Source organism: Lelliottia sp. JS-SCA-14, from assembly GCF_035593345.1.
In the GTDB taxonomy this organism is placed as follows: Bacteria; Pseudomonadota; Gammaproteobacteria; order Enterobacterales; family Enterobacteriaceae; genus Enterobacter; species Enterobacter wanjuensis.
The window spans coordinates 379,280-404,753 of sequence record NZ_CP141606.1 but is presented as its reverse complement, the minus strand read 5'-3'; the positions used below and the strand labels follow the sequence as shown (position 1 = coordinate 404,753).

At 52.4% G+C, this 25,474-nt stretch carries 22 protein-coding genes and 1 pseudogene; 13 read left to right on the top strand and 10 right to left on the bottom strand.

The features are described 5' to 3' along the window. From U9O48_RS01880 to U9O48_RS01860, 5 genes are all read left to right on the top strand, one after another. The gene (locus tag U9O48_RS01880) at positions 1-546 is read left to right on the top strand and encodes a toxin-activating lysine-acyltransferase (protein ID WP_285157506.1); all 546 of its coding nucleotides are present in this window, start codon (positions 1-3) and stop codon (positions 544-546) included. Beyond that, complete coding sequence (locus U9O48_RS01875) at positions 543-10,244, top strand: hemagglutinin repeat-containing protein (protein ID WP_324723414.1); 9,702 nt, start codon at positions 543-545, stop codon at positions 10,242-10,244. Before U9O48_RS01880 ends, U9O48_RS01875 begins: the two co-directional genes overlap by 4 nt. An 18-nt stretch (positions 10,245-10,262) precedes the next feature. Then, positions 10,263-10,562, top strand: coding sequence for an Imm40 family immunity protein (gene imm40 / locus U9O48_RS01870; RefSeq protein WP_324723413.1), 300 nt, complete (start codon positions 10,263-10,265; stop codon positions 10,560-10,562). A gap of 418 nt (positions 10,563-10,980) precedes the next feature. After that, a complete protein-coding gene (locus U9O48_RS01865) occupies positions 10,981-11,202 on the top strand; it encodes a hypothetical protein (RefSeq protein WP_324723412.1) in 222 nt (73 codons plus the stop codon). Between the two features lie 445 nt (positions 11,203-11,647). Then, positions 11,648-12,232 (top strand): Ail/Lom family outer membrane beta-barrel protein, encoded by a 585-nt coding sequence (locus U9O48_RS01860; protein WP_324723410.1) that lies wholly within the window; start codon positions 11,648-11,650, stop codon positions 12,230-12,232. A gap of 49 nt (positions 12,233-12,281) precedes the next feature. Here the strand turns inward: U9O48_RS01860 and U9O48_RS01855 are convergent, their stop codons facing one another. Beyond that, positions 12,282-12,584: a SymE family type I addiction module toxin gene (locus U9O48_RS01855; RefSeq protein WP_324723408.1), complete on the bottom strand. Its 303-nt coding sequence runs from the start codon at positions 12,582-12,584 to the stop codon at positions 12,282-12,284. A 417-nt stretch (positions 12,585-13,001) separates the two neighbouring features. On the opposite strand from U9O48_RS01855, the gene U9O48_RS01850 reads away from it, so the two are divergent. The 3 genes and pseudogenes from U9O48_RS01850 to U9O48_RS01840 all read left to right on the top strand — a co-directional run bounded on the left by U9O48_RS01850 (position 13,002) and on the right by U9O48_RS01840 (position 14,606). After that, positions 13,002-13,364, top strand: coding sequence for a hypothetical protein (locus U9O48_RS01850; protein WP_324723407.1), 363 nt, complete (start codon positions 13,002-13,004; stop codon positions 13,362-13,364). 163 nt (positions 13,365-13,527) lie between these two features. Then, positions 13,528-14,355, top strand: a pseudogene (locus U9O48_RS01845) (VENN motif pre-toxin domain-containing protein); the annotation flags it as partial. Further along, complete coding sequence (locus tag U9O48_RS01840; protein ID WP_324723405.1) at positions 14,352-14,606, top strand: hypothetical protein; 255 nt, start codon at positions 14,352-14,354, stop codon at positions 14,604-14,606. The pseudogene U9O48_RS01845 and the gene U9O48_RS01840, both read left to right, overlap by 4 nt. A gap of 52 nt (positions 14,607-14,658) precedes the next feature. On the opposite strand, the gene U9O48_RS01835 is transcribed toward U9O48_RS01840, so the two are convergent. Beyond that, positions 14,659-15,021, bottom strand: coding sequence for a SymE family type I addiction module toxin (locus U9O48_RS01835; protein WP_324723404.1), 363 nt, complete (start codon positions 15,019-15,021; stop codon positions 14,659-14,661). Between the two features lie 177 nt (positions 15,022-15,198). Here U9O48_RS01835 and U9O48_RS01830 point away from each other — a divergent pair, with 177 nt between their 5' ends. From U9O48_RS01830 to U9O48_RS01820, 3 genes are all read left to right on the top strand, one after another. Next, complete coding sequence (locus U9O48_RS01830; protein WP_324723403.1) at positions 15,199-15,432, top strand: hypothetical protein; 234 nt, start codon at positions 15,199-15,201, stop codon at positions 15,430-15,432. Between the two features lie 2 nt (positions 15,433-15,434). Then, positions 15,435-15,884, top strand: a complete 450-nt coding sequence (locus U9O48_RS01825) for a hypothetical protein (protein WP_324723402.1) — start codon at positions 15,435-15,437, stop codon at positions 15,882-15,884. 162 nt (positions 15,885-16,046) lie between these two features. Continuing rightward, positions 16,047-16,520 carry an Imm42 family immunity protein gene (locus U9O48_RS01820; protein ID WP_324723401.1) on the top strand — a complete coding sequence of 158 codons (474 nt, stop codon included), beginning with the start codon at positions 16,047-16,049 and terminating at the stop codon, positions 16,518-16,520. Positions 16,521-16,690: 170 nt separating this feature from the next. Here the strand turns inward: U9O48_RS01820 and U9O48_RS01815 are convergent, their stop codons facing one another. Continuing rightward, positions 16,691-17,146, bottom strand: a complete 456-nt coding sequence (locus U9O48_RS01815; protein ID WP_324723400.1) for a SymE family type I addiction module toxin — start codon at positions 17,144-17,146, stop codon at positions 16,691-16,693. A 543-nt stretch (positions 17,147-17,689) separates the two neighbouring features. Here U9O48_RS01815 and U9O48_RS01810 point away from each other — a divergent pair. After that, on the top strand, positions 17,690-18,274 hold the full coding sequence (locus U9O48_RS01810) for an Ail/Lom family outer membrane beta-barrel protein (protein WP_282494773.1): 585 nt from the start codon (positions 17,690-17,692) through the stop codon (positions 18,272-18,274). Positions 18,275-18,476: 202 nt separating this feature from the next. Continuing rightward, a complete protein-coding gene (locus tag U9O48_RS01805; protein ID WP_324723399.1) occupies positions 18,477-19,034 on the top strand; it encodes a hypothetical protein in 558 nt (185 codons plus the stop codon). A 134-nt stretch (positions 19,035-19,168) separates the two neighbouring features. Here U9O48_RS01805 and U9O48_RS01800 read toward each other — a convergent pair whose 3' ends face one another. The 7 genes from U9O48_RS01800 to flgG are packed head-to-tail and all read right to left on the bottom strand — an operon-like array spanning position 19,169 to position 25,452. Beyond that, entirely contained in the window at positions 19,169-20,164 is a 996-nt protein-coding gene (locus U9O48_RS01800; protein ID WP_324723398.1) for a hypothetical protein, read from the bottom strand. Beyond that, positions 20,164-21,081: a flagellar hook-associated protein FlgL gene (flgL, locus tag U9O48_RS01795; protein ID WP_285145942.1), complete on the bottom strand. Its 918-nt coding sequence runs from the start codon at positions 21,079-21,081 to the stop codon at positions 20,164-20,166. Before flgL ends, U9O48_RS01800 begins: the two co-directional genes overlap by 1 nt. Before the next feature lie 21 nt (positions 21,082-21,102). After that, positions 21,103-22,473 carry a flagellar hook-associated protein FlgK gene (flgK, locus tag U9O48_RS01790; protein WP_285150579.1) on the bottom strand — a complete coding sequence of 457 codons (1,371 nt, stop codon included), beginning with the start codon at positions 22,471-22,473 and terminating at the stop codon, positions 21,103-21,105. A gap of 3 nt (positions 22,474-22,476) precedes the next feature. Continuing rightward, complete coding sequence (locus U9O48_RS01785) at positions 22,477-22,869, bottom strand: rod-binding protein (RefSeq protein ID WP_129036130.1); 393 nt, start codon at positions 22,867-22,869, stop codon at positions 22,477-22,479. A gap of 9 nt (positions 22,870-22,878) precedes the next feature. Continuing rightward, positions 22,879-23,970, bottom strand: a complete 1,092-nt coding sequence (locus U9O48_RS01780) for a flagellar basal body P-ring protein FlgI (RefSeq protein ID WP_285145939.1) — start codon at positions 23,968-23,970, stop codon at positions 22,879-22,881. An 11-nt stretch (positions 23,971-23,981) separates the two neighbouring features. Beyond that, entirely contained in the window at positions 23,982-24,647 is a 666-nt protein-coding gene (gene flgH, locus U9O48_RS01775) for a flagellar basal body L-ring protein FlgH (RefSeq protein WP_282494780.1), read from the bottom strand. A 19-nt stretch (positions 24,648-24,666) separates the two neighbouring features. After that, complete coding sequence (gene flgG, locus U9O48_RS01770) at positions 24,667-25,452, bottom strand: flagellar basal-body rod protein FlgG (protein WP_282494781.1); 786 nt, start codon at positions 25,450-25,452, stop codon at positions 24,667-24,669. Positions 25,453-25,474: the final 22 nt, after the last annotated feature.

Sequence of the window (25,474 nt, the reverse complement as noted above, 5' to 3'; positions counted from 1 at the left end):
ATGCGTATTAACGGATTTGATGTGATTGCGCCGGGCGTGCTAGGCGGTGAGGCCAGTTCAGCCGAAGTGCTGGGTGCGGCGGTCTGGCTATGGATGCATTCCGAATTCCACCGCGAGCTGGCGCTGGACACGCTGCCGACCGTTCTGCTCCCCATTATCAAAAAACAACAGTATCTGCTGGCAAGCGAAAACGGCAAGCCGGTGTTTTTCCTGAGCTGGATGTGGCTGGACGAAGCCGCCGAGCGTCGTTACCTGGAAGCACCCGGCATCATGACGCAAGAGCGAGACTGGCTGAGCGGACCGCGCCTGTGGCTGCGTGACTGGGTCGCGCCTTTTGGGCATACCCTGGTGATGAAAAACCTGGTGGCAGACTACCTGTTCCCGGAAAACTGCATGCGAGCGCTGTATCACCGCGGTGCCACTCGCGGCAAATGCGTCAAAAATTTTCGCGGCGCAAAAGTCAGTCGGCAACAGGCTGACGACTGGCGCGCTGCGCACCCTCTGACTGTCTTACTCAAAGAATTCCCTGCAAGGACGCAATCATGAACAAGAACCTTTATCGGATTGTCTTTAACAAAGCGCGTGGCATGTTGATGGTGGTGGCCGATATAGCGGCCTCAGGACGTGGGTCGTCCGGCCCCTCTTCGGGGATGGGACATACACTTTCCCAACACATCAGCGCCCTGTCCCGCCTTAACTTCAGTCTGTTACTGGCGCTGGGCTGTGTCAGCGTTTCCGTGCAGGCGGGGATTGTGGCGGACGGCAGCGCTGCGGGCAAACAACAGCCGACGGTGATTAACAGCGCTAACGGCACCCCACAGATCAATATCCAGACCCCGAATAGCAACGGCGTTTCGCATAACAAATACAGCCAGTTCGATATCGACGGAAAGGGTGCGATCCTCAATAACTCGCATAACGCCACGCAAACTCAGCTGGGCGGCATGGTCAACGGCAACCCGTGGCTGGCCAAAAGCGAAGCAAAAATCATCCTGAATGAGGTGAACTCGCGCAATCCCAGCCAGCTGAACGGTGTGCTGGAAGTGGCGGGTAAAAAGGCGCAAATCATTATCGCCAACCCGGCCGGGATCACCTGTGACGGTTGCGGGTTTATCAACGCCAACCGCACCACGCTGACCACCGGCGCACCGCAGTTCAGCAACGGTCAAATTACCGGCTATGACGTGCGCCAGGGGGAGATTGTTATTCAGGGGCGCGGGATGGACACCACCTCCCAGGACAGCACCGATATTATTGCCCGTGCGGTCAAAGTAAACGCCGGAATTTGGGCCAACGACCTGAAAGTGACCACCGGCAGCAATGTGGTGAATGCCGCCCATGAAACCATCACCCGCACCACACCGGATACCAATACTCGTCCGCAGTTGGCGGTCGATGTCTCACAGCTGGGCGGCATGTATGCGGGGAAAATCCGCCTTATTGGCACTGAAACCGGCGTTGGCGTACGTAACGCGGGCACGATAGGCACTTCCGCAGGCAACGTGACGATCACTGCAGACGGACGCATCGAAAACAGCGGTGTGATAAACAGCGTGCAGGACTTAAGCGTCAGCGCGTCCGGAGGCATTCAAAACAGTGGCGTTCAGTACGCCTCGGGCAACACCACCCTCAGCACCCCGGCGGATATCGTCAACAGCGGCACGATGGCTGCCGCCCATGAAACCACCCTCAACGCAGGCAGCCTGAACAGCTCCACGTCTGGCGTATTAGCTGCCGGGATGAACAGCGACGGCAAATTGGGCAATTCAGGCGACCTGACGCTCACCACTTCCGGGCAGCTCAGCGCTCACGGGCAGAACCTCGCGGCAAACTCACTCAATGCAAAAGGCGCAGGCGTTGATTTCAGTCAGAGCCAGACCTGGGCCCGCGACATCAATGCCACCGCGACAACCGGCAACCTGAGCACCGCGCAGGGCAATATCGCGGCGGCGCAAACCCTCACGCTGAACACCAGGGGTCTGTTAAATAACGATGGCGGCAGACTGGAAGCCGACCGTTTGCTGCTCGGGGGCAGCACGCTCTCCAATCAGAGTGGTGTGATTAATCAGCTCGGCGAGCACGATCTCTCGCTGACCCAGACCATCGCTATCAATAACAACGACGGCACCATTGCCAGCAACAGCCATAATCTCACGCTCAACACCGCCAAACTGACCAACCGGCAGGGCAGCATCATTCATGCCGGTAGCGGGAAATTAGCGTTGAATACCGCGCAAGTCGACGCCACTGGAGGCACCATCGCCAGCAACGGCGCGCTGGATTTACAGGGTAAAAACCTGGTGTTGGACAGCGCGACTACCCAGGCCGACAGCATCACGGTTAACGCCGACAGCCTGTCACACCACGCCGGTAATATGACGCAGACCGGCAGCGGAAAAATGACACTCACCGTCAGTGGTGGGCTGGATAACAGCCAGGGCAACGTGGCCTCGAATGGTGATGTCGCCCTCGCGGCAGGCAGCCTGAACAACCAGCAGGGGCAACTGCTGTCTGCGGGCCACGCCCTGACGCTTACCAGCGCCGGTGCCGTGGATAACCGCAGCGGATTTATCGCCGCCGACGGTTTGCTCAACATCAGCAGCAGTAGTCTGGATAACAGCGCCGGATTAATGCAAAGCGGCAGTACCTTCACGCTCAATACCCACGGTGGCGCGCTGGTTAACCAGAACAGCGGCAATCAGGGCGGCATTATCAGCCTGGGCGATTTAACGCTCTCCAGTGGCAATATCGACAACCAGCACGGCACCCTCTACAGCGGCGATAACGCCTGGCTTACCACCGGCAGTCTGAACAATACCGCGGGGCAACTGGTCTCGGTCAATGCCCTCACCTGGGGCGGCCAGACGCTGCAAAATGATAATGGCGGTGTGATTCAGAGTGGCGGCAGTCTGGTGCTCGACACCCACGGCGCAGCGCTCAGTAATACCCACAGCGGCGAGTCTGGCGGCATCACCAGTGGCGGGAAGTTGACGGTCAAAGCCGGTGAGGTGAATAACCAGTCTGGCACAGTCTACAGCGCCGACAGCACCTGGCTTAACACGGGGAACTGGAACAACACCGCCGGATTACTGGTGGGGGTCAGCGGCCTGAACTTCAGCGGCGGTAAACTGATCAACGATAACGGTGGCCTGATCCAGAGCGGCGCTGAACTGGTGCTGGAAACTCACGGCGAACAGATCAGCAACACCCGCAACGGCAATATTATCAGCCAGGGCGATTTGCACCTCAGCGCAGGCGACGTCAGTAACCAGTCCGGCACGGTTTACAGCGGCGCGAATGTCTGGCTCTCCACGGGGAGTTGGGATAACACCGCCGGGCAGCTGGCGGGCGTCGGCTCGCTCAGTTTCAGTGGCAATGCGCTGTGGAATGACAACGGCGGGCTTCTCCAGAGCGGCGGTAATCTGACGCTCGACACCCATGGGGCGGCGCTCAGCAATACACAGAACGGCACGATCTCCAGCGCCAAAGATTTGCAGCTGAGTGCCGGCGATGTGAACAACCAGGCCGGGGTGGTTTACAGCGCAGGCAACGCGCAGTTTGCCACCGGAAGCTGGAATAACACCGCCGGTCTGCTGGCTGGCGTCGGATCACTCAGTTACAGCGGTAGCACCCTGCGAAATGATAACGGCGGTGCCGTGCAAAGTGGCGGCGAGCTGCTGCTGGATACCCACGGCGCGTTGCTCAGCAACAAAAATAGCGGCGAATCTGGCGGCATCACCAGCCAGGGCAGCATGACGCTGAACAGCGGCACGCTGGATAACGAGCTCGGCGCGATGATCAGCAACCAGCAGATTGCACTGAATACCGCAGAGGTGAACAACGACGCTGGTTTACTGGTGGCATTGCAGGGGTTGGATGCCGCTACCGGCGCACTCAGTAATCACGGCGGCGCTATTCAGTCCGGCGCGGGTTTAAGCTGGAACACGCGCGGCAATAGCCTGAACAACCTCGACGGTTTAATCAGCGCCCAGAACAGCCTTACCCTGAACAGTGGGGACGTGGCAAACCAACAAGGCTTGTTGACCAGCGGCGGGGATTTCACCCTCACCAGCGGCTATTTTGATAATCGAAATGGGCGCATCGCCGGAAAAAGTGACCTGACGCTGAACAGCACCGGGATAAACAACCAGCACGGAGGCCTCCAGGCACTGGGCGATATGGTGCTCAACGCCACGCATGCGATCGTCGACAACACCGCCGGGCTTATCCAGAGCGCACAGCAAATCGTGATGAACGCGCAGCAGGTGGTCAACCTGAACACCCACAGCGATGACCAGTCGCTGGGTATTCAGGGTGGCAATATTGTGGTCACTGCCGACACGTTCAACAATCTTAACGGCGATGTCCTGGCCAACAACAGTGTCGGCCTGAACCTCGGCGGACAGTTGAATAACAGTCATGGCCTGATCACCGCCATGCAGCTTGCGCAGATCCGCGCCGGTTCAGTGATCAACAGTCAGGGCGATATTGAAACGGGCAGCGGCCTAACGATTAACAGCACCAGCCTGACCGGTGACGGCAAACTGCTTTCTCTCGGCGATATGTCCCTCGGGCTTGCCAGTGATTTCACCAACGTAGGAACGATTCAGGCCAATGGCAATCTGGATTTCACCACCTCGGGCAACGTCACCAACCAGAACCTGATGCAGGCAGGCGACACCTTCACGCTTCACGCCGCATCATTGAATAACACCGTGGATGGCGAATTGAGTGCGGGCACACTTGATGTGAATGTCAGCGGGACGCTCACCAACCGTGGCCTGCTGGACGGTTACACCACCCATCTGAGCGCGCTGACGCTAAACAACACCGGCACCGGACGTATTTACGGCGACTGGCTATCGATTGACGCCCGCACGCTCAACAACAGCCGCGAAGGTGGCATGGCCGCAACCATCGCTGCCCGCCAGCAGCTGGATATAGGCGTCGGGGTCCTGAATAACAGCAGCCACGCCCTGATTTACAGCGACGGGAATATGTATCTGGGCGGCAGCCTCGATGAGAACTGGCTGGCTACCGGTCAGGCCATCGCAATCAATAATCACAGCGCGACCATTGAGTCTGCGGGCAATATGCGGCTCAACGTCGCCACGCTCAACAACATCAACGACCACTTCACCACCGAAAACGTGCTGGTGTCGCAGGAGCACATTTCCGAATACAACGTCGATCGTCTCGGTAGTCAGCTTTATAACGAGAACGACTACAACATCAGCATGTACAAGGATGAGACCTGGATAATCTGTATCGAGGGCGTCATCTGCAACACCACCAACGGCGACAAGTTCACCCACTACGACTACACCCGCACCATCACTGAAGACCGCGTGCTGGAAAGTGATCCAGCACAGATCATTTCGGGCGGCACGCTGACGATTAATGCGGGGGATGTGCTCAACGATAAGAGCCAGATCGTCGCGGGCGGCAACCTGAACATCAATGCCACCAACCTGAACAACGTGGAGGTCCCGGGCCAGCGGCAGATCCTCGACGAAGGTACCGCCACGCGCTACAAGCGTAAACAGAGCAAAGGCGGTGACTCCCCGAGCGTTAAAACCTCGGACTACACCCCTCCGGCCATCATCCAGGAAATAAGCCTCAACGCCAGCACTATGGCCGACCACAGCCAGGCAGGCGGCAGTGGCCTGACGGTGGATGCGCATCAGGAGACGTCCGTCAGCGGCACGATTCAGGGCGGTGGCAATCTCAGCATGGGCGACATCGCCGGGCCGAACGGCGCGGGGGCACTGGCCTCCGGCCCGGTCGGCTCAGTCACCATTCCTGGGGTGAGCGGCGGCCCGTCCATGAGTCTGTCCCCAGGCAAAACCTTTGAAGTGAACCTGCCGGGCGACAGCCAGGTGGTGCGCATGGTCGGGCCCAACACCCGCATCCCGGACAACAGCCTGTTCAAATCACATCCCGAGAGCAACAGCCCGTACCTGGTGGAGACCGACCCGCGTTTCACCAACAAGAAGCAGTGGCTCAGCTCCGACTACATGATGAATGCGTTCATCACCGACCCGAACAACATCCAGAAGCGCCTCGGTGACGGCTTCTATGAACAGCGCCTGATCCGCGAACAGGTGGTGGCGCTGACCGGGCAACGCTACATCGGCAACACGCAAAGTGACGAAGAGCAGTACAAAATGCTGATGGATAACGGCATCGCCTTCGGGCAACTCTGGGGCCTGAAACCGGGCGTGGCGCTGACGCCGGAGCAGATGAGCGCCCTCACCTCCGACATCGTCTGGATGGTCAGCCAGACCGTACAGATGCCGGACGGCAGCACCCAGCAGGTGCTGGTTCCGCAGGTATACGCGAAGGTCAAACCGGGCGACCTCGACGGCAGCGGCGCCCTGCTCGCCGGGCGCAACGTCAACCTCAACCTGAGCGGAGACCTGACCAACAGCGGGCGCATCAACAGCAAAGACAACACGCTGGTGCTGGCGAACAACATCAACAACCTCGGCGGCATCATCAGCGGTAACGATGTGGCGCTGCAGGCGCGCACCGACATCAACAATATCGGCGGCACGATTCAGGGCGGCGACAGCCTGCTGGCCATCGCCGGGCGGGACATCAACGTCACCACCACCACCCGCAGCGCAGTCAGCGCCGACGGCAACTTCGGACGCACCAGCATCGACCGCATCGGCAGCATGTCCGTGAGTAATGACGGCGGTTTCCTGGGAATGCAGGCCGGGCGCGATGTAAACCTCACCGCCGCGTTGCTCAGCAATAGCGGCGAAGACAGCCAGACCACGGTGATCGCGGGCAACAACCTGAACCTGAACACGGTAGAAACCGGCAGCCACGACAGCCTGAGCTGGGGCCGCGACGACTGGCTGAAACGCTCGCAGAGCAGCGACACCGGTACGGTTATTCAGGGTGGCGGCAATGTCTCGATGGGGGCGGGTCATGATGTGAATATCACGGCAGGCACGGTTTCGGCGAACCAGCAGTTGACCATCCAGGCAGGCAACGACCTGAATATCGTCAACGGCACTTCGTCTGACAGCTTCGAGCAGTACACGAAGCAGACCGGCAGCAGCAGTATGACCTCGAAAACCACCACCGTGGACCACAACCGCGAGAGCAACCAGCTTGCGGTCGGCAGCCAGCTTGACGGCGACGGCGTGACGCTTTCAGCGGGGCACGACCTGCTGGTTCAGGGAAGCAGCGTGGCGGGTTCACAGGACGTCAATCTGATTGCCGGGAACAACCTCACCGTCACGGCCGCGACCGAACAGCACGACGAGATGCATCAGCATCAGGAGAAAAAATCGGGCTTAAGCGGCACCGGCGGTATCGGCATCAGCTACGGCACGAATGACCTGAAAACCACCGACACCGGCACCTCGCTGACCAGCGCAGGCAGCACGGTAGGCAGCATCAACGGCGACGTGAATATGGTGGCGGGCAACGGGCTGACCATCAAAGGCTCGGACGTGCTGGCAGGCAATGACATTGCCCTGCAGGGTAAACAGGTGGATATCCTCGCCGCCGACAATGATTCCAGCTCGAAGCACACCGTCGAGCAGAGCAGCAGCGGGCTGACGCTGGCGCTCTCCGGCTCGGTGGGCAGCGCGATTAACCAGGCGGTGACCAGCGCGAACACGGCGAATAAGGAAAAAGAGAGCAACGGGCGGATGGCGGCGCTGGACGGCATGAAGGCAGCGCTGTCGGGTGTGCAGGCGTATCAGGGTAACGAACTGAATCAGGCTCAGGGCGGCGACCCGGCGGCGGTGATAGGTATTAACCTCTCTTACGGCAGCCAGTCGTCAAAATCTGAGCAGACGCAGACGAATCACGACAGCCAGGGCAGCACGATACAGGCGGGGAACAATCTCAGCATTAAGGCTACCGACAGCGATGTGAATGTCACCGGCAGTCAGATACGCGCCGGAAATGACATCACGCTTGATGCCGCACGCGACGTGAACCTGATTTCGGCAGAGAACACCCACAGCCTGGAGGGCAAAAACGAAAGCCACGGTGGCTCGGTGGGCGTTGGGATTAACTTTGGCAGCGGCAGCAACGGTATCTCGGTGAACGCCAGCGTCAACAAAGGCAAAGGCAGCGAAACCGGCAACGGCACCACCCATACCGAAACCACGATAGATGCCGGGAATAACCTGACCATCGTCAGCGGGCGCGATACCACGCTGACGGGCGCGCAAATCAGCGGCGATAAAGTGACGATGGACGTGGGCCGCGACCTGACGCTGACCAGCGAGAGGGATTCTGACCAGTACGACTCAAAACAGCAGAACGCCAGCGCGGGCGGCAGCGCGAGCATGGGCGGTGGGTCCGGATCAATAAATCTGAGCCAGGACAAAATGCACAGCAACTACGACGCGGTGCAGGAGCAGACAGGCATCTTCGCCGGGAAAGGCGGGTTTGATATCACCGTCGGCGAACATACGCAGCTGAACGGCGCGGTGATCAGCAGCACCTCTGCGCCGGAAAACAATCTGCTCGACACCGGCACATTAGGCTTCAGCAACATCGACAACCACGCGGAATATGAGGTGGAGCACCAGAGCGCAGGGCTGAGTTCGGGCGGCAGTATCGGCGGTCAGTTCGCGGGGAACATGGCGAACGGTCTGTTAGTCGGTGCTAACGGCGAAGGCAGCGCGGACTCGACCACCAAATCCGCTATCAGCGACGGCACCATCACCATCCGCGACAAGGACAAGCAGACGCAGAACGTCGATGACCTGAGCCGTGACGTGGCGAACGCCAATCCGGGACTGGACGTTATCTTCGACAAGGAAAAAGAGCAGCGGCGGTTGCAGGAAATCCAGGCGATTGGGGAAATTGGGAGCCAGGCGGCGGATATCGTGCGCACGCAGGGGCAGATAGAAGCGACGAAGAAAGCCACTGAGAAAATGAAAACCGTCACACCGGAAGAGCGGGAGGCGGCGAAAACTCAGTGGCAGAAAGAGCATCCGGAGAAACCGGTGACGGATGAGGATATCAATGGTCAGCTGTTCCAGAATGCGTATAACGAGGCGTTCAGCAAATCGGATTACGGGACGGGCGGCAGTATTCAGCAGGGGATCCAGGCAGCAACCGCCGCTATTCAGGGCCTGGCGGGTGGCGATATGGCGAAAGCGCTGGCGGGTGGTTCTGCGCCGTACCTGGCTGAAATGATTCACGATATGACGACTGACCCGGTCACTGGCAAGGTGAACACCGAAGCCAACCTGATAGCCCATGCAGTTGTCGGGGCGGTGGTTGCGCAGATTAACGGTAACAGCGCATTAGCTGGCGCATCCGGTGCCGTGGCGGGTGAATATATTGCGCAGCAGCTCTATCCGGATATCCCTCGCGACAAGCTGACGGAAGAGCAGAAGCAGACGATATCTGCGCTCTCCACGCTGGCGGCAGGCATAATCGGCGGGCTGGTCGGTGACAGTACAGCCGATGTGGTAGCCGGGGCGCAGGCCGGGAAGAATGCGGCGGAGAATAATAACCTGAGTCTGTTGGCCAGAGGCTGTGCAATAGCTGCACCTTGCCGGACGAAGGTAGCGGAGCAATTGCTGGAGATAGGAGCGAAAGCAGGTATTGTGGGTCTTGCCGGAGTGGCAGTAAAAGACCTGGCGGATAAGATGACATCTGATGAACTGGATCATCTTGTCACCCTGGAAATGATGGGTAATGATGAAATCACCAGTAAGTACATTGGTTCACTGCAAGATAAATATGGCCCTTTGCATACTGGTGGAGATCAGTTAGCTGGTACAGAGAGTATCGAAAAACTGGAGAATCCGGTTCTGGATACAAATAAAGGGACAACACTAGTTACACCGGATCAGTCAGATAAGAATGGTTCTATTATTACTGCATCGCCGGAAAGCCAACCCGGAAAAAATGATGGAATTTTCATCAATCCAAGACCAAAAGAAAACACAGGCACAAGTTACGCATCTGAATCATTCGATAAAAATGGTTCTATTAGTGCAGATGATTTCTTTGAGGGAACGACGTATACAGACAAAGTCAAACAACAAGTATCTTCTGGCGATTATCACTCATTCCCGGAATCTGTGGATGGTCATGCCAGTCAAGGAACGATATCTGTAATCACTGGCGGCGACGGTGTTGAACGATTGAAGCTAGAAATATCAGGGAGTTACCGTGGGAAAGAAGGTGTATTTGAATATATCCGCGAACCAGATGGTTCTATAAATCACCGTCTTTTTGTACCTAAACAATAAATGTAAGTGGTTATATAAATGATCAATCAAATACTGGAACTGTATTCTCGTTGTGGGAAAAGCCTTTTAGATAAAGGGATTAATGATGCTGTGCTACCTATGTCTGTCGCGAACAAAGCTCTGGAATTGTTTTCAGAAGCTAAATGGACAGTACTTGGGGGGGATGTTTACCAGCAAAACAATAATAAAATGGAGAATATTTATGCAGACTGGCACTGCAATTTGTCTGATTATTCTGAAAGTTGTAGTTATGCTAAAGAACATTTAAGCAAACTAAAAGGTGATAATATTTATATCTCTTTCACGATAAAAAGCTAAAAAGCCCCCGGCCACAGAGCCGGGTGGTTTTACCTGTTATTCAGCCAAAGTGCAGAGCATCTATTATCAGGGGTATCGTTCAAGAAACCAACGGCATAATTAAGCCTTCGATTCTTCAGTTTAAGTGGCAGCAATCATGAAACATATTGGATTTATGGGAGAAAGCTCACTTGTAGGATTGGGTGATACTTTAGAGATGATTGATTTTTTTGACGTTTTCAGTAAAAAATCCAACAGTACGGAGACGATGATATTGAAATATCGAATAGACTTAACAGGGAGTATATAAAACCAGAATAACAAAACGGTTGATAATGATAATTAAAAAATTCAAGGAAGCATTATACCTTGGTGAGGATAAGTATTAAAAATTTTATCAGGAATCATCCCAACCATTAATAATTATGATGAATTACAAATGGTGAATAACTTGCCAAAAGAGACTATAGCTGCAATTTCTCTGGCGATACCAGTACTGAGTAAAGCGGTTGCTCCTGCTGTTGGAGAATGGCTTGGAACTGCTGCCTTAACTGAGCGTGCTATTGGTGCTGGTGGTAATATTGGGGCCTCTAGTAAAGAAATAATAAACACATTTATTAATGACAAAGGAAATATCGTCATTGAAAAGGTTAAAAAATGAAATACATTATGTCTTTTTTAATATTGTTTATTGTTTATTCGTTCACACTGTCTATCTTGTTTGCTGGGCTAAAGCTATCTGTCGAGGTTTTTTTCTATTTTAGCACTAAAACATTTAACATCAGCCTTGATGATATATATTATATTTTATCTGTTGGGATCGGGGTAGGTTTTCTACTTAGTTTTGTTATTTGTCTTCTTCAATACTTAAACAACAGAAAAAAAAGTGGTAAGTAATAGGAAGTTATTATTTTATCAGCGATGATTTGAGGACCCAACCTCTTCTATCAGATGCAGGTTGGGTATGCTGCCGTAATAGATAGTCATTTTAGTGGCGAATGTTAAATACCGAATACTGGTGCACTTTATTTTATAACGATGCAGCGCCCTAAAAATTGCTAATTTTTAAAGAGTTACAATAAATTTTTTCTTATTAAGGATGATTTATGTCAATGAAACACACTGTATTAATCGCTGCGCTTCTGTCTGCGCTAAGTGCTTCTGCTGCCGTACAGGCTGAAAATTCTATTACCGCTGGTTACGCACAATCTCATGTTGAGGGTTTTGGCACCACTAACGGTATGAATTTAAAATATCGTTATGAGTGGAATTCTCCGTTGAGCGTTATCACATCATTTACCTTTATGACGGATTCAGAGAGCAGTTCTTATTACGTTGATCGAGATAAAATTGATCGGCATGTGAAGGTGAAATATTACTCGCTGGTTGCTGGCCCGGCCTGGCGTTTTAACGAGATCGTTAGCGTCTACGCCCTGCTCGGAGCCAGCTATAATAAAGTTGATTACAACTATAACTGGAAAAACTATCAAGGACCTGGTGAATACGTAGACATGGGTAATATCGTTAGCGGAAGCCATGATTCAACATCACTGGTTTATGGAGCCGGTGTTCAGATCAGCCCGCTTGATAATTTTGTCATTGACGTGGGTTATGAAGGTTCAAAACTGGATGATGGCGCTAACGATCATGCAGTTAATGGTTTTAATATTGGTATTGGTTATCGGTTCTAATTTTATAAATTAAGAGCAGGACAGATCCTGCTCTTCTAATTATCGAAACTTACTTGCTTTCAAGCGTCACTTTCGCCGTTACGCCCTGCAAAAATGCCAAAACCTGCTGTTGCTCTTTTTCTGGTAAACCGTTAGCAGTTTTGCTCATCACTTTCATTAATGCGGATTCTTTTGGCAAAGTGGTAATAACCAGACAGCCGGGCATAACCCGCACATCCAGCGGCGTACCGGTGGTAAATCCAGCTTCGTCCATCCAGTGCCCGTTCAGACGCAAACTGGCGCTGCGGGTATAGCGTCGGGTTCTCTCGGTCTTGCGATCGTAGTGGCGGATGCTGACATAACTCACCGTCATGCGTCGCACGTTTTTAGAAATACATTTTGCTTTCTCTTTCGCCGCCTGGATGCCAGATTTGCGTACAGCTTAGCGATTTCTGGAAATATTGGCCAAAGTTTCAGAATCTGTTTTGGCAATAGTGACTTCTGGCTTAATATTTGTGTCAGCCATATTCAACTCCGTATTAGCTGTTTGTGGTGGGTGCGCTAACCCCTTTACATCGCGCTCTTTAATAATCTGAATTTATCTCTTTATGTTACTATCCTGTGGTGGCCTTATTTTTATCTGTGCCTAATTGTTATCAACTTGGCAGATACAAAAATAAGCGTTAGTGATTTAAAAAAGCAATTTAGTGATTGGCCGATTAAAAGGTTAGATAAAGTAATTATTATTGACCAGTCTGGAAAACCAATACGAATTAAGTAAGGTGGATAAATGTCAATTGATATAGTGTGTTACACATCAATAAGTATTGATGTGTTGAAAAAAAGATTGGATATGATGAGGGAAACGTTCGCTTATCTTTTTGACGGTCCGTATTTTATGTTCGAACCACATATGATTTTAAGCTACCGAGAACTGGAACTTATTAATGATTGTGTTGAAAAGTACAATCAAGAGACTAAATTATTAATTGCTGAAGAATTTGGCCTAAAAGAACCAAAGTCATATTTTTTGATCTCAGTAAATGATAAGTCTTTCCCTGAACTGAATACTGCTGAAATAGCAGATCTGTTCAGGCAGGAGTTAGGCGCAAGTAATGTGATTGTGCTTTTAAATGGCGAAGAACTAATTTAGATATTGTGATGTTCCCGGCCTAAATGACCGGGAACTCGCTATCAGTTATTCCTTACAGTGCCCGTTCTCACGATAACGTTATGGGCGGTAGTCAGGTGAAAAAAGTTTAACAGCGCAAAAATTCCGTGGAGGAAGTACAACAGACAAAAATGGCTGTAACGTGCTGTACCCAGATGTGAAAGACCTGTCGAAGCTGACGGAAGACCAGAAGCAGACGCTGAGTACGCTGGCAAGTATATCGTCAGGTATGGCGGGGGGGATCGCTGGTGGGGATACTGCGGGAGCAGCTGCCGGGGCGAGCGCCGGGAAGAATGCGATTGAGAACAACCTAGTTGCAGGTAATGAAGATGCGCAGGCTGCATGGATACAACAGTACGGAATTGATATGGCGAGCTGTGGCGATGCGCCTGGTTCTGCCAGTTGTCAGAAAGCTCAAAATGAAAGAGATGCTGTAGCATTTGCTCTTGCTGCGGGCGGGACGGCTTCGCTCTCTGGAGAAGCACTGGCTATGTGGGGATTGGGGGCAAGTGCAAATGCTGGAATAAGCTATCTTGCGGATGGCACAATAGATCCGGCCAATGCTGTGATTGCTGGCTGGGTTAACGTTATCAGTATGGGTAATGGTCTGGCGGGTACTGTTGGCTGGAATGCTGCTGGCGGTGCGTTTGGGAACTGGATAGATGATAAAGATCCAATTTCTGGAGCTGTTTCCAATGGCATTGGTTCCACTGTAGGATACGGTATTGGAAAGGGTGTTGCCTGGGGTTCCGAGAAAGTTACAAATGCAGTAGGGAAATGGGTAACAAATGGCTGGGATCCTAAATTTGACCAAACATGGATAAAATATGCAGAAGTGAATCGAAACGATATTATTCGAGAAGGTATGAAACCGAGCAATATTCCAGGTACTGCTGGCGACATTGGGGGTTCGATAGGTTCAGAGCTTGGTGGCAAAGTTGCTGATCAAACGATTGGAAAATTAAAAAAATGAATTATTCATCTCGAATCATCGCCGGGCGATTCATCATCTGTATTTCAATGTTTTTCTTATGCATTATTGGTATGATTTTAGCTGCGTTGATAACAAAACTAGCATTTGCAACATTATTATGGCTTGTCGGCGATTATTTTAATATAACTTGGAGTGAACTTATTTATGCAATCAAATTAGGGGGCGTTGGCGGTGGAATATTAGGCGGGGGATGGGTAATATTCTTTCTTTTTAGGGGTAAAGGGTTTTAGTAAAAGATAAGCTTAAAACCCGACCTATCCGACGGGTTTTGCTTTGTCTAACTTACACCGACTCAGGCATCACCTTAGCCGCCACTCCCATTAAAAACCGCCTCACCTGCTCCTGCTCTTTCTCCGGCAATCGGTTGATCTTGTTCAGGTCTTTCATAAATGACGTTTCCGCCGGGCGGGTGGTAATAACCAGACACCCCGGCATCACCCGTACATCCAGCGGTGTGCCGGTGGTAAACCCAGCTTCTTCCATCCAGTGGCCGTTCAGGCGCAAGCTGGCGCTGCGGGTATAGCGCCGGTTTATCTCGGTCTTGCGATCGTAGTGGCGGTGATCAAATTGCTGTACAGGGGCCAACAAATACAGGCGGAGATCAGCAGTTTGACCAAGATGGCAATCCACCCACACTGGCAACACAGAGAACAGCTATACACCGATAACCAATACTGGGAACACTGACGGTGTAATTGAAACTGGTGGGAACACAACCACCACCCCGATTGCTGAGCAAAATAAGGACTATCTGACTTATTATCAGACAAGAGTAATTATGTACCAAGTCCCAAACATGCCCCTGGTGGATGGGGAACACCGATGGATTTAAGTGATTCTCAAGCCCAAGATGTTTTAAATAATTCAATCCAGGGCGGAAAACAAAAGTATGGATTGAGTGATGGGAAATTGTATGAGTTTCAGCCTGATAACGCTGGTGGATGGCATGGGTATCCAGTTCCTGGTATAGAGGTACCACCTAAAGTATTACGTGAATTCCTTGCTCGCGGTGATATCAGTAAAGCTGAGTACAACAAAATGATTAAAGGAAAATAGTCATGAATAAATTGCGCATATCTTTAATTGAAGGACCACAACTGGTTGGTTTTCAGGTGGTTGATCTTTCAGTTGTAAATGACAGGAACGCGACCACTATTTTCCATGGGAAAGTAGACTTGTCTGAATTGCTTGATTGGTTCAAAGAAAATGAGCATGAGATTAAATCATCAAATTTACCTATAGATAGGGTAGATGGTAGATCATTAGCCAGAAAAATACGGCATTTTTATGAAAATGTTGATGTGGAAGATGATGAAATTGTTGATCTAATGTTTGATTATCGGTCCCATCACTGTCTCCGATTTGCAGCTCGTGGGACTCTCATTCCTGAAATTTATATCGGGAAATCAGAAGATAATTATGAAGTATCAATGTCTGGTACTGATAGTGAATGGGAATATTTTATTGATATTGAAGATTTTTATAATCATTTAAAAAAATTAGGGTAATCCCAGCCTTCACGGTTGGGATGTTTTTTCTTGCCAATGCCATAAGCCAGTACACCATATGTATCTTCAGATGGTGTACTGTGTGGTGAGCGGCAATTTTAGTGGCAAAACTTGCGTTCCGGATGCTGAAATTCCAATTCTATAATAAAGGGGGGGAATAAAATGATCATTGGCAATCCTTATCAAATCGCAATACAAGTGGAACAGGTGGATTTCTTATGTTCTCCGAGTGGAATGTTTAACTTCATTATCAATGACATGCTCATCCCTGGTAAAGGGACTACTATAGACCTTTATATCGTAATATCTTCATTAAAAGAGAGTCTGGAGGCAGGGCTTATAAAAATCCATGAAGATATCGGTAATGTATCTGTGGAAGAAATGGATTTTTCAGAAGGAACACCTAAAAAATTATTATCATTAAATGTTGCTGAGTTGTATGACTATGGGTGTAATTTCTGGCTAGGATTTGATGGCTGTGAAGAAAGGCTAATTTATACTTTGGATTTCGAAGGTAGTTTTAACGAATGTCGTTTCCCTAGAGGGACGTTAGAAAGGTTGATTAGGACATTGCCTTTGGCAGACACGCTACTCATGGATAAAACCAACGATGTTATCGTTACAAAGCTAAATTAGCTTATAGAGTTAGTAAAACAAATACCAGCCTTCGCAGTTGGGATGTTTTTGCTTGTTAGTGCCAAAGCGTAGACCACTAACCGCATCTGATTTTAATATTAGAGCCGATTATCGGTTCTAATATTATGAATAAAGAGCAGGAAAGATCCTGCTCTTTTAATTATCGAGAATTAATTTTTTTCAAGTGCCACTTTCGCCGTCACACCCTGCAAAAATGCCAAAACCTGCTGTTGCTCTTTTTCTGGTAAACAATTAGCAGTTTTGCTCAGCACTTTCATTAATGCGGATTCTTTTGGCAAAGTGGTAATAACCAGGCACCCCGGCATCACCCGCACATCCAGCGGCGTGCCGGTGGTAAATCCAGCTTCCTCCATCCAGTGCCCGTTCAGACGCAAACTGGCGCTGCGGGTATAGCGCCGGGTTTTCTCGGTGCGGCGATCGTAGTGGCGGACACTGACATAACTCACCGTCATACGCCGTACGGTTTTAGAAATACGATTAGCTGTATCTGCCTTTGCAGAGACGCCATTTTTGCGTGCAACTTCGTGGTTTTCGGAAATATTCGCTAAAGTTCCAGAATCTGTTTTGGCGATAGCGATTTCTGGCTTAATATTTGTGGTAGCCATTTTCAACTCCGTTTAGTTGTTTTTGGTCAGCGGTATGAAGGTGCTGGTTACACTTTCATATCGCGCTTTTTAATAATCCGAGGTTATATGTTTAGTTATTCCACCATTGTTGATTTACGTGTTTTTTTGTACGTTCATTATATCGTACTGAATAAAAACACAGTATATGACAAGTGTGTAGATTTCATAAAATGCGAGGGGCATTCAGAAAACAATACAACGTCATGTAACATTGCATTGTAGAAAGATTTAGGAGGAAAGCTTAACGCAGAACAACCCTACCCAAAGTTTTAAACATATAAATAAGTATCGGTAATGCCAACAGAGTTTTGTAATGAGATCTGTACTACTACCTGTTATCCGTGATATTAGCAGCAATGAATAATGTTATTAGCCTTGTCGAAGGATAGGTTGCTTAAGGTAAAAACAGCATACTATAATTGCATTTTTAATTAGCCTTGTGTTGTACTGGATTGGGTGCGGCGGTGCCACTGTATTAACTGACGAACCCACCAAATTTTTATCTCATATTAAGGATGATGTATGTCAATGAAATACTCTGTATTAACCGCCGTTTTTCTGTCTGCGTTGGGCGTTTCTGCTGCGGTACAGGCAGAGAGTTCTATTACTGCAGGATATGCACAGGCTCATGTTGAAGGTTTCAAAAACATCAATGGCATGAACCTGAAATACCGTTATGAGTGGGATTCTCCGCTAAGCATTATCACTTCATTTACTTTTATGACAGGTTCCGAGAGCAGTTCTTATTACGTTGATCGCGATAAAATTGATCTGCATGCGAACGTAAAATATTACTCGCTGGCTGCAGGCCCGGCCTGGCGTTTTAACGAGATCGTTAGCGTCTATGCCCTACTCGGTGCCAGCTATAATAAAGTTGATTACAACTATAACTGGAAGAATTACGAAGGCACTCGTGGTTTAGTTGATATGGGTAATGTCGATGGTGGAAGCCATGATTCCACATCCCTGGTTTATGGAGCCGGTGTTCAGATCAGCCCGCTGGATAATTTTGTCATTGACGTGGGTTATGAAGGTTCAAAACTGGATGATGGTGCGAACGACCATGCAGTTAATGGTTTTAATATTGGTGTCGGTTATCGATTCTGATCATAAACCCAAAGAGAGCGGACTCATTTCCGCTCTCTTTAAATTATAACCGTAAAGTTTGCTTTTGATGAAGTAAACAAAATCATGAAACAAATTTTAATCACGCAATAGTATAATTCGAAGTACATCTAAACTATCAAGAAGACAAGTGCAATTTTTATATTCCCATCAAATTAATATGCTTAGTTTTAAGGGTTGATGTATGAAGTTTGTAAATATGTACCTGACGTTATTTTCGGTAATTTTATTATCTGGTTGTCAACTTGATATGAAGCGCTCAGTGGAAGATTATACAGGGAGCGATGCAGCAAAAATAAGAGTCCTGGATAAAGGCAAACTCAGCCTTGTTTTTTATGAGTTGGATGGTGATTGCTATAAAGAGTTTGAAAGCAGAAAACTGACATCAGCCTTTCACCTGTCATTGTTGAGTACAGCTGATTACAGTGCTGGTTCTGCCAAAAAAATAAATATGCACACTCCGAGTAGCTTTGGTAATGAAAAGGTAAAGGAATACGCAATAAAACCGGGGCAACGCCTCATGGTCATGAGCAGTATGAACGAGGCAGATTATTATGGGAATAATCGTACTTATGAGAAACGGGTTTCTTTTATTCCTGAGCAGAATCATGAGTATGAGATTTATGTTAAAGACCCAGAGTATATAAAAAGCGCCGGGGATATTATTATTAGTGATTTAACGACACATGAAAATTTAAAAAACTGGCAGGATAAGATCTGTAAGAAAAGTGGGCTTTTCTAGCAAACTGAATACTGACGTTAACACTGAGTATTGTAGTGATCTCAGCCCTTATGGTTAGGATCTTTGATCTGTCACTCAGAATCACCGCAAATGAAGAGCAGGCCACAACCTGCTCTATAAATTATCGAAAACCCTCACCCCAACAAATTCTTCACCGTCACCTGATGAACATTCCCCTGCGCTGCCAGCGCTTGCGTCAGCAATCCAAACTGCTTGCCGCTCCCGGCTAGTGCATCTCCCAGCGCGCGCGCCGTTTCGAGCGCTTCGCCCGGCGTGTAAACCGTCGACATATCCTGAATGCGCGTCGCGACGCGGTCCTGATGAAAATGTAATTTGCTGCGCTCGCGAGTAATCTGGTCCAGCGTCTGCTGCAACTTCTTCCCGTCGCCACGCTCCCAGCGACTGACTAACAAACCAATCTCATCTTCGCGGCTGGTTTCCGCCTGCGGAGCCAACAGGGTGAACGCATCCGCCGGGAAATGTTGTCCTTCGCCGCGCACGCTGAGATGCTGGCTGACGCGCGACCAGCGGGCTTCGTCGACCTGGAAAGCGACCTTCCCCTCGGGGGCCAGCGTCGCGTTAATGCCTAAGCGGCCCAGTCCCACATTGAGATGCGCCAGCACCTGACGCGGTGAGGAGTTTGCAGGCAGCGCCACGGCTGTCAGTTCGCGCTGGCCGCCGCCGAGCTGGAACACCAGCGTCTCGCCCTGCGGCTGTTCCAGCAGTTTTTCAACGCCCGGCAGGGTGAAGTTCACCTGGCTTTTTTGCTGGAGCGTGATGTTGAAGTTGCGATCGATCGTCCCACCCGACAGCTGTCCGCGCTGATGCAGCAGCGTGTTCAGGCCCGACGGGGCTGAACCTTTCTGATGACGCAGCACCAGCAGTTGGGTCTCGGCTTCTGACAGATAATTGTCCGCCTGCTGAACCGCCGTCAGCTGCTGATTAAGCTGGACGTTATAGCGCATCGGACGGCGCGAAAGCAGCGCCGCCTCGGGGAATGGCGCCGTCGCGCGCGGGGTGTTCGCCACGCGCTCGGTGCGGGTAATTTGCGCCGGTGCCCCCGGCGACGTCCGGACGGCGGACGCGGTGCTGGAGGCGGTGGTGGTTTTTAATCCTACCTGCATAACCATTACAACATGCTGAAGAGCGAGAGCTGACTGATCATGCTGTACGCTTTGTTAGTGACCTGTACCGAGTTGGTGTACAGCTGAAGGTTGATGCTGGTCGTCGCCCAGTCGGTATCCGACAGGTCGCGCACCACCTGATCGTTGGCGGTGCTGACGTCCGTATGGGCATCGCCGAGCATGGTCAGTCGGTTCTGGCGTCCACCCAGATCGGTCAGCTGCGCCGCCACTTTGTCGCGGGTATCAGACGAAAGGGATAGCATCTCGTTCATCTCATCCTGATAGTCGCTGACCGGAATGCTCGGGTCCTGCATTTTCTCACTCAGGGCTTTCAGCTTGTTCAGCATCTCCAGATCGGTGCCGTTACCAAACGCCTGCACGACGTTGGTGTTTTCGGTGACGTTCACCCCGTTGGCGACCGTGGTTTCCCGCGTGCCGTTGTTGCCCTGGTAAATGTATTTCCCCTGCGCCTCATCCCAGACCACCGGTTTGGCGTCCGTTTTGGTGCCGGAGAAGAGATAGCTACCGTTTTCGTTCTGGGCGTTGATCGACGCCACCAGCGAGTCGAGCATCGACGACAGCTCGTTGCCAAAACCCACCATATCTTCGCTGCTGTGTGTGTCGCCGTTCGCCGCCGCCAGCAGTTTGTCATTGAGCGACAGGAGCTGGTTGCTCATCGCGGTAACGTGCGCTTCCTGGCTGGACAGCGATCCGCTAAGACGCGAGATGTTGCTCTGATACTGCTGAATAGCCGACTGCTCGCGGTTGAGCTGCACCAGACGGGTCGCGGCCACCGGGTCGTCCGACGGGACGTTGATTCGCTTCTGGGTCGCCATCTGCTCCATCAGCTTGCTCATACGGGTGCCGTTGACGCCAAGCTGCGCCATCATGGCGTCGGAATTATAAAGACTACTGATTCGCATAATTTCGTTCCTTCACAACCCTTAGAACAGGCCTAACAGGTCGGTAAAAATCTGGTTGCCGGTGGCAATCACTTTGACGTTGGACTGATACGCCTGCATGTAAACCTGCAGGTTAATCGCCTCTTCGTCCTGGTTGACCGCGCTGAGGTTATTGCGCTGCAGCTGCGCCTGGTCAAACACCGCCTGGGCTGCCTCAAGCTCACTCTTCGACTGTTTGCTGGCGATACCGATGTTGGAGATGATCGCCGCCGCCCCTTCGTTCAGGCTCATGTTGCCCATCCCGCCGATATCGACCTTTTTGTTTTTCAGGTCGATCAATGCCTGCAGGTTGTCGCCGTTACCCTGCTCGTCCTTATTTCCGGAGAGCGCCAGTTCGTCAGGTTTGAGATCGTTGACCTGCAACATGCCCGCCGGATTGGTCAGATCGAAGGTAAACAGCGGTTTGCCCGGATTGCCGTTCTTATCGAAGCCCTGCGCCAGCTGATCGTTAAACAGCGTGGCGACGGTCTCCGCCATCCCCTGCACGGAGGCCTGCATATCCGCCAGATCGCCGGTTTCGTAGTCGTACAGCGCGCCGAGCTGGCCGCCGGTCGACGGGTTGAGCGAGAAATCGCTGCCGGAAAACTTCAGGTTTAAGACGGAGTTACCTTTGGCGTCGGTGGTAGCGCTGAGCTGCCCGGCCACCTTGCCGCTCACCAGCGGCTGACCGTTTTTCATCGACACGGAGTAGCTGCCGTTGCTGTCTTCCGTGACTTTCACGTCGCTATAGGTGCTGAGCTGTTTCACCAGCTCGTCACGCTGATCGCGCAGGACGTTGCTGTTCCCGCCCGTCGAATCCATCTCCATGATTTTCTTGTTGTAGTCGGCGATCCCGGCGGTCAGGGTGTTCATCTGATCGACCATGGTGTTGCGCTGATTACTGACCGAGGTTTTCTGGCTGTCGATGAAGTCGTTCATGTTGTTGAAACGGGTCGCCAGAGATTGCGCCTGGTTCAGCAGCTGCTGGCGGTTGGCTTCGCTTTCCGGCCCGGCGGTTAACGCGCTCAAGGCCGAGAAGAAATCATCCAGACCGTTACCCAGACTGGTGGAGTCGGTGCCAATCACCTTCTCCAGCGAGCTGAGATACTGGTTGTTGATCCCGTAGTAGTTGGCTTTGCTGTTGCTCTGCCACACCTGGCCCGTCAGGTACTGATCGGAAATGCGGCGGATGCTGTCCACCTGCACGCCCGCCCCGGCGGACATGCCGCCCGGCCCCAGGGTGGTGACGGAGCTCTGGATAATGCCCTGACGGCTGTAGCCCGGCGTCAGCACGTTGGAGATGTTCATGGAGGTCACGCTCATCCCAAACTGCGCTGCCTGCAGGCCGCTAAAGGCAATGTTGATCATGTTCATGGATTACTCCTGCCCGCGGCGTATTACCGGAACGACGGGGGGCGTTAATGTCTTCGGATGTTCCTGTAAAGCGACCATTCCCTGCGAATTCTTAAGCGGCGCGCTTTCCTGCGGGCCGAGCTGGGTGATGATCATCTGGGCGATGCCGGTGCTGCGCTGGGACGCCAGCTGGGATGCCAGCTTGTCGTCGTAAAAATCGCGCATCATGCGCTGCTGTTTGCTGTCGAACGGATTGTTGTCCACCAGCGCTTCGGAGGCTTTACGCATTTGCTGGAGCATCGAGCGCAGAAAAATGCCTTCGAACTGCTCCGCAGCCTGCTCGAGATTCTGCGGTTTGACCTGGCCGGTAAAATCGCCGGGCAGAACGCTGGTCTGGGGTTTGATCGCCTGTAGCATGGTCTCTCCTTAAATCACAACCAGTTCAGCATCGAGCGCGCCCGCTTCGTGCAGGGCCTGCAGGATCGCCATGGTGTCGTCTGGCGACGCGCCGAGGCTGTTGATGGTGTTCACAATGCTGCGCAGGCTGGTGCCCGCCGCGATGGTTACCATCTGACCGCTGCCGCGATTAACATCGACGTCGCTTTGCGGCGTGACCACCGTCTGGCCCTGGCTGAACGCGCCCGGCTGGCTGACGTTCGAGGATTCACGAATGGTCACGGTCAGGTTGCCGTGAGACACCGCCGCAGCGCGCACCACCACGCCGTCGCCGATCACCACGGTGCCGGTGCGGGCGTTGAACACCACGCGCGGCGGCTGTTTGCCCGCATTAATTTGCACGTCTTCCAGCATCGACATAAAGGCCACGCGCTCGCCCGCCGACAGCGGCGCGTTGACCGTCACGTTGGTGGCGCTCTGCGCGGTCGCCGTGCCGGAGCCAAACGCACTGTTCAGGGCCACGGCCACGCTGTTGGCGGTTTTAAAACTTGGGCGTTTGAGGTTGAGGATCACCTGGTTGTTCTGCTGGAAATCAGATGGCACTTCGCGCTCGACGGATCCGCCATTTGGCACGCGGCCCACGGTTGGGGTGTTGATGGTCACGCTCGATCCGCTGTTGCCTTCGGCTTTCACGCCGCCGACCACCACGTTGCCCTGCGCCAGGGCGTAGACTTCGCCGTCGGCCCCGCGCAGCTGCGTCAGGAGCAAGGTGCCGCCGCGCAGGCTTTTGGCATCGCCAATCGACGAAACGGTGATGTCGATACTCTGCCCGCGCGCATAGCCCGGCGGAAGCGTGGCGCTGATCGCCACGGCGGCGACGTTTTTCACTTTCGGATCGATTTTGGTCGGCAGCTGGACGCCAAACTGGCGCAGCATGTTAGTCACCGACTGGCTAGTGAATTTCACCTGGTTTTTATCGCCGGTGCCGTCGAGGCCGACCACCAGGCTGTAACCCACCAGCTGGTTGCCGCGCACGCCCTGAATATCGACCACATTCCCCAGGCGCTCTGCGCTGGCCGCCGTCGTCCAGAGCAGCATCAGAAATAGCATTGCTTTACGCATCGCAGACTCCATTAAATTGGGAATAGCGGATGGTTGAAGAAGCGCGTCAGCCAGCCTGCGGAGTTGGAGTCGCTGAGCGCCCCGCGTCCGGCGTAGGAGATGCGCGCGTTGGCGATCCGCTGGGAGGAGACCGAGTTATCGCGCTCCACGTCTTCCGCACGCACCAGTCCGGTGACGCGCATGTATTCATCGCCCTGATTGAGGGTCAGCCATTTTTCACCGCGCACCGCGAGCACGCCGTTAGGCAGCACTTTGTAGACCGCCACGGTGATGGCCCCGCGCAGGCTGTTTTGCTGCTGGGAGGTGGCGTTGCCGTTGAAATTGCGGCTGCCGTCAATGGAGCCGGAGAGCTTATCCACGGAGTGACCAAAGGCTTCCGGCACGCCAATCGAGACGTCATTTTTCTTGCCGAAGTTGGTCCGCGCCTGTTTGCTGGCCTGGGTGGATTCGTCCAGTTTCACCGTCAGGATGTCGCCCACGCGATAGGCGCGGCGGTCCTGCGTCAGGGACCAGTTGTAGTTGCCGTTATACAGCCCGCCGCCCTGCACTTTGGTGGTCGGCATGGAGAAATCTTCTGGCGGCGCGTAGGCCGCATCATCTTTTTGCACTAACAGCGCCGGGCTTTCACACCCGGCCAGCAGCAGCGCAACAAATCCAATAACTAACTGCTTTTTCATTTCTTTTTCACTTCACGCGTTACATCGACTGCGTGACAAATTTGAGCATGTCATCCGCCGCCGAGACCATTTTGGCGTTCATCTCGTAGGCGCGCTGAACGGTGATCATATCCACCATCTCTTCCACGACCTGAACGTTGGAGCCTTCCAGCGAGCCCTGTTCGAGCTGCCCGAATGCCTCTTCGCCCGCCACGCCTTCCACCGCTTCACCGCTGGCGGCGGTTTCGCGATACAGGTTGCCGCCGAGGGCTTCCAGTCCGGCCGGATTGACGAAGTTCACCAGGGTGATCTGTCCCAGTTCCACCGGGTCAGCTTCGCCCGCGACCGTCGCGGTGACGGTGCCGTCTTTGCCGATCTGCAGATCTTTGACGTTGTCCGGCAGTTCAATCTGCGGCACCAGCGGCAGGCCCTGAGCGTTGGTCAGCAGGCCGTCCGGGTTTTTCTGGAAGTTACCGGCGCGGGTGTAGGCGATATCGCCGTCGCTGGTTTCGACCTGGAAAAAGCCCTGGCCGGTGATGGCGACGTCCAGCGTCTGTCCGGTGTTCTGGATGTTGCCGGTGGTGAACTCTTTCTGGGTGCCGACGATTTTGACGCCAGTACCGAACTGAATACCCGTCGGCGAGGTGTTGTTCTGGTCAAGCTGACCGCCCGGCGTGCGCTGATTCTGATAGAACAGATCGGCGAACATCACGCGATCGCGCTTAAACCCGGTGGTGTTGACGTTCGCCAGGTTGTTGGAGATGGCGCTCATCTTCGCGTCTTGCGCGGCAAGACCGGTTTTACTGATCCATAAAGCGGGATTCATGGGTTTTCCTTTTCGCTAAGCG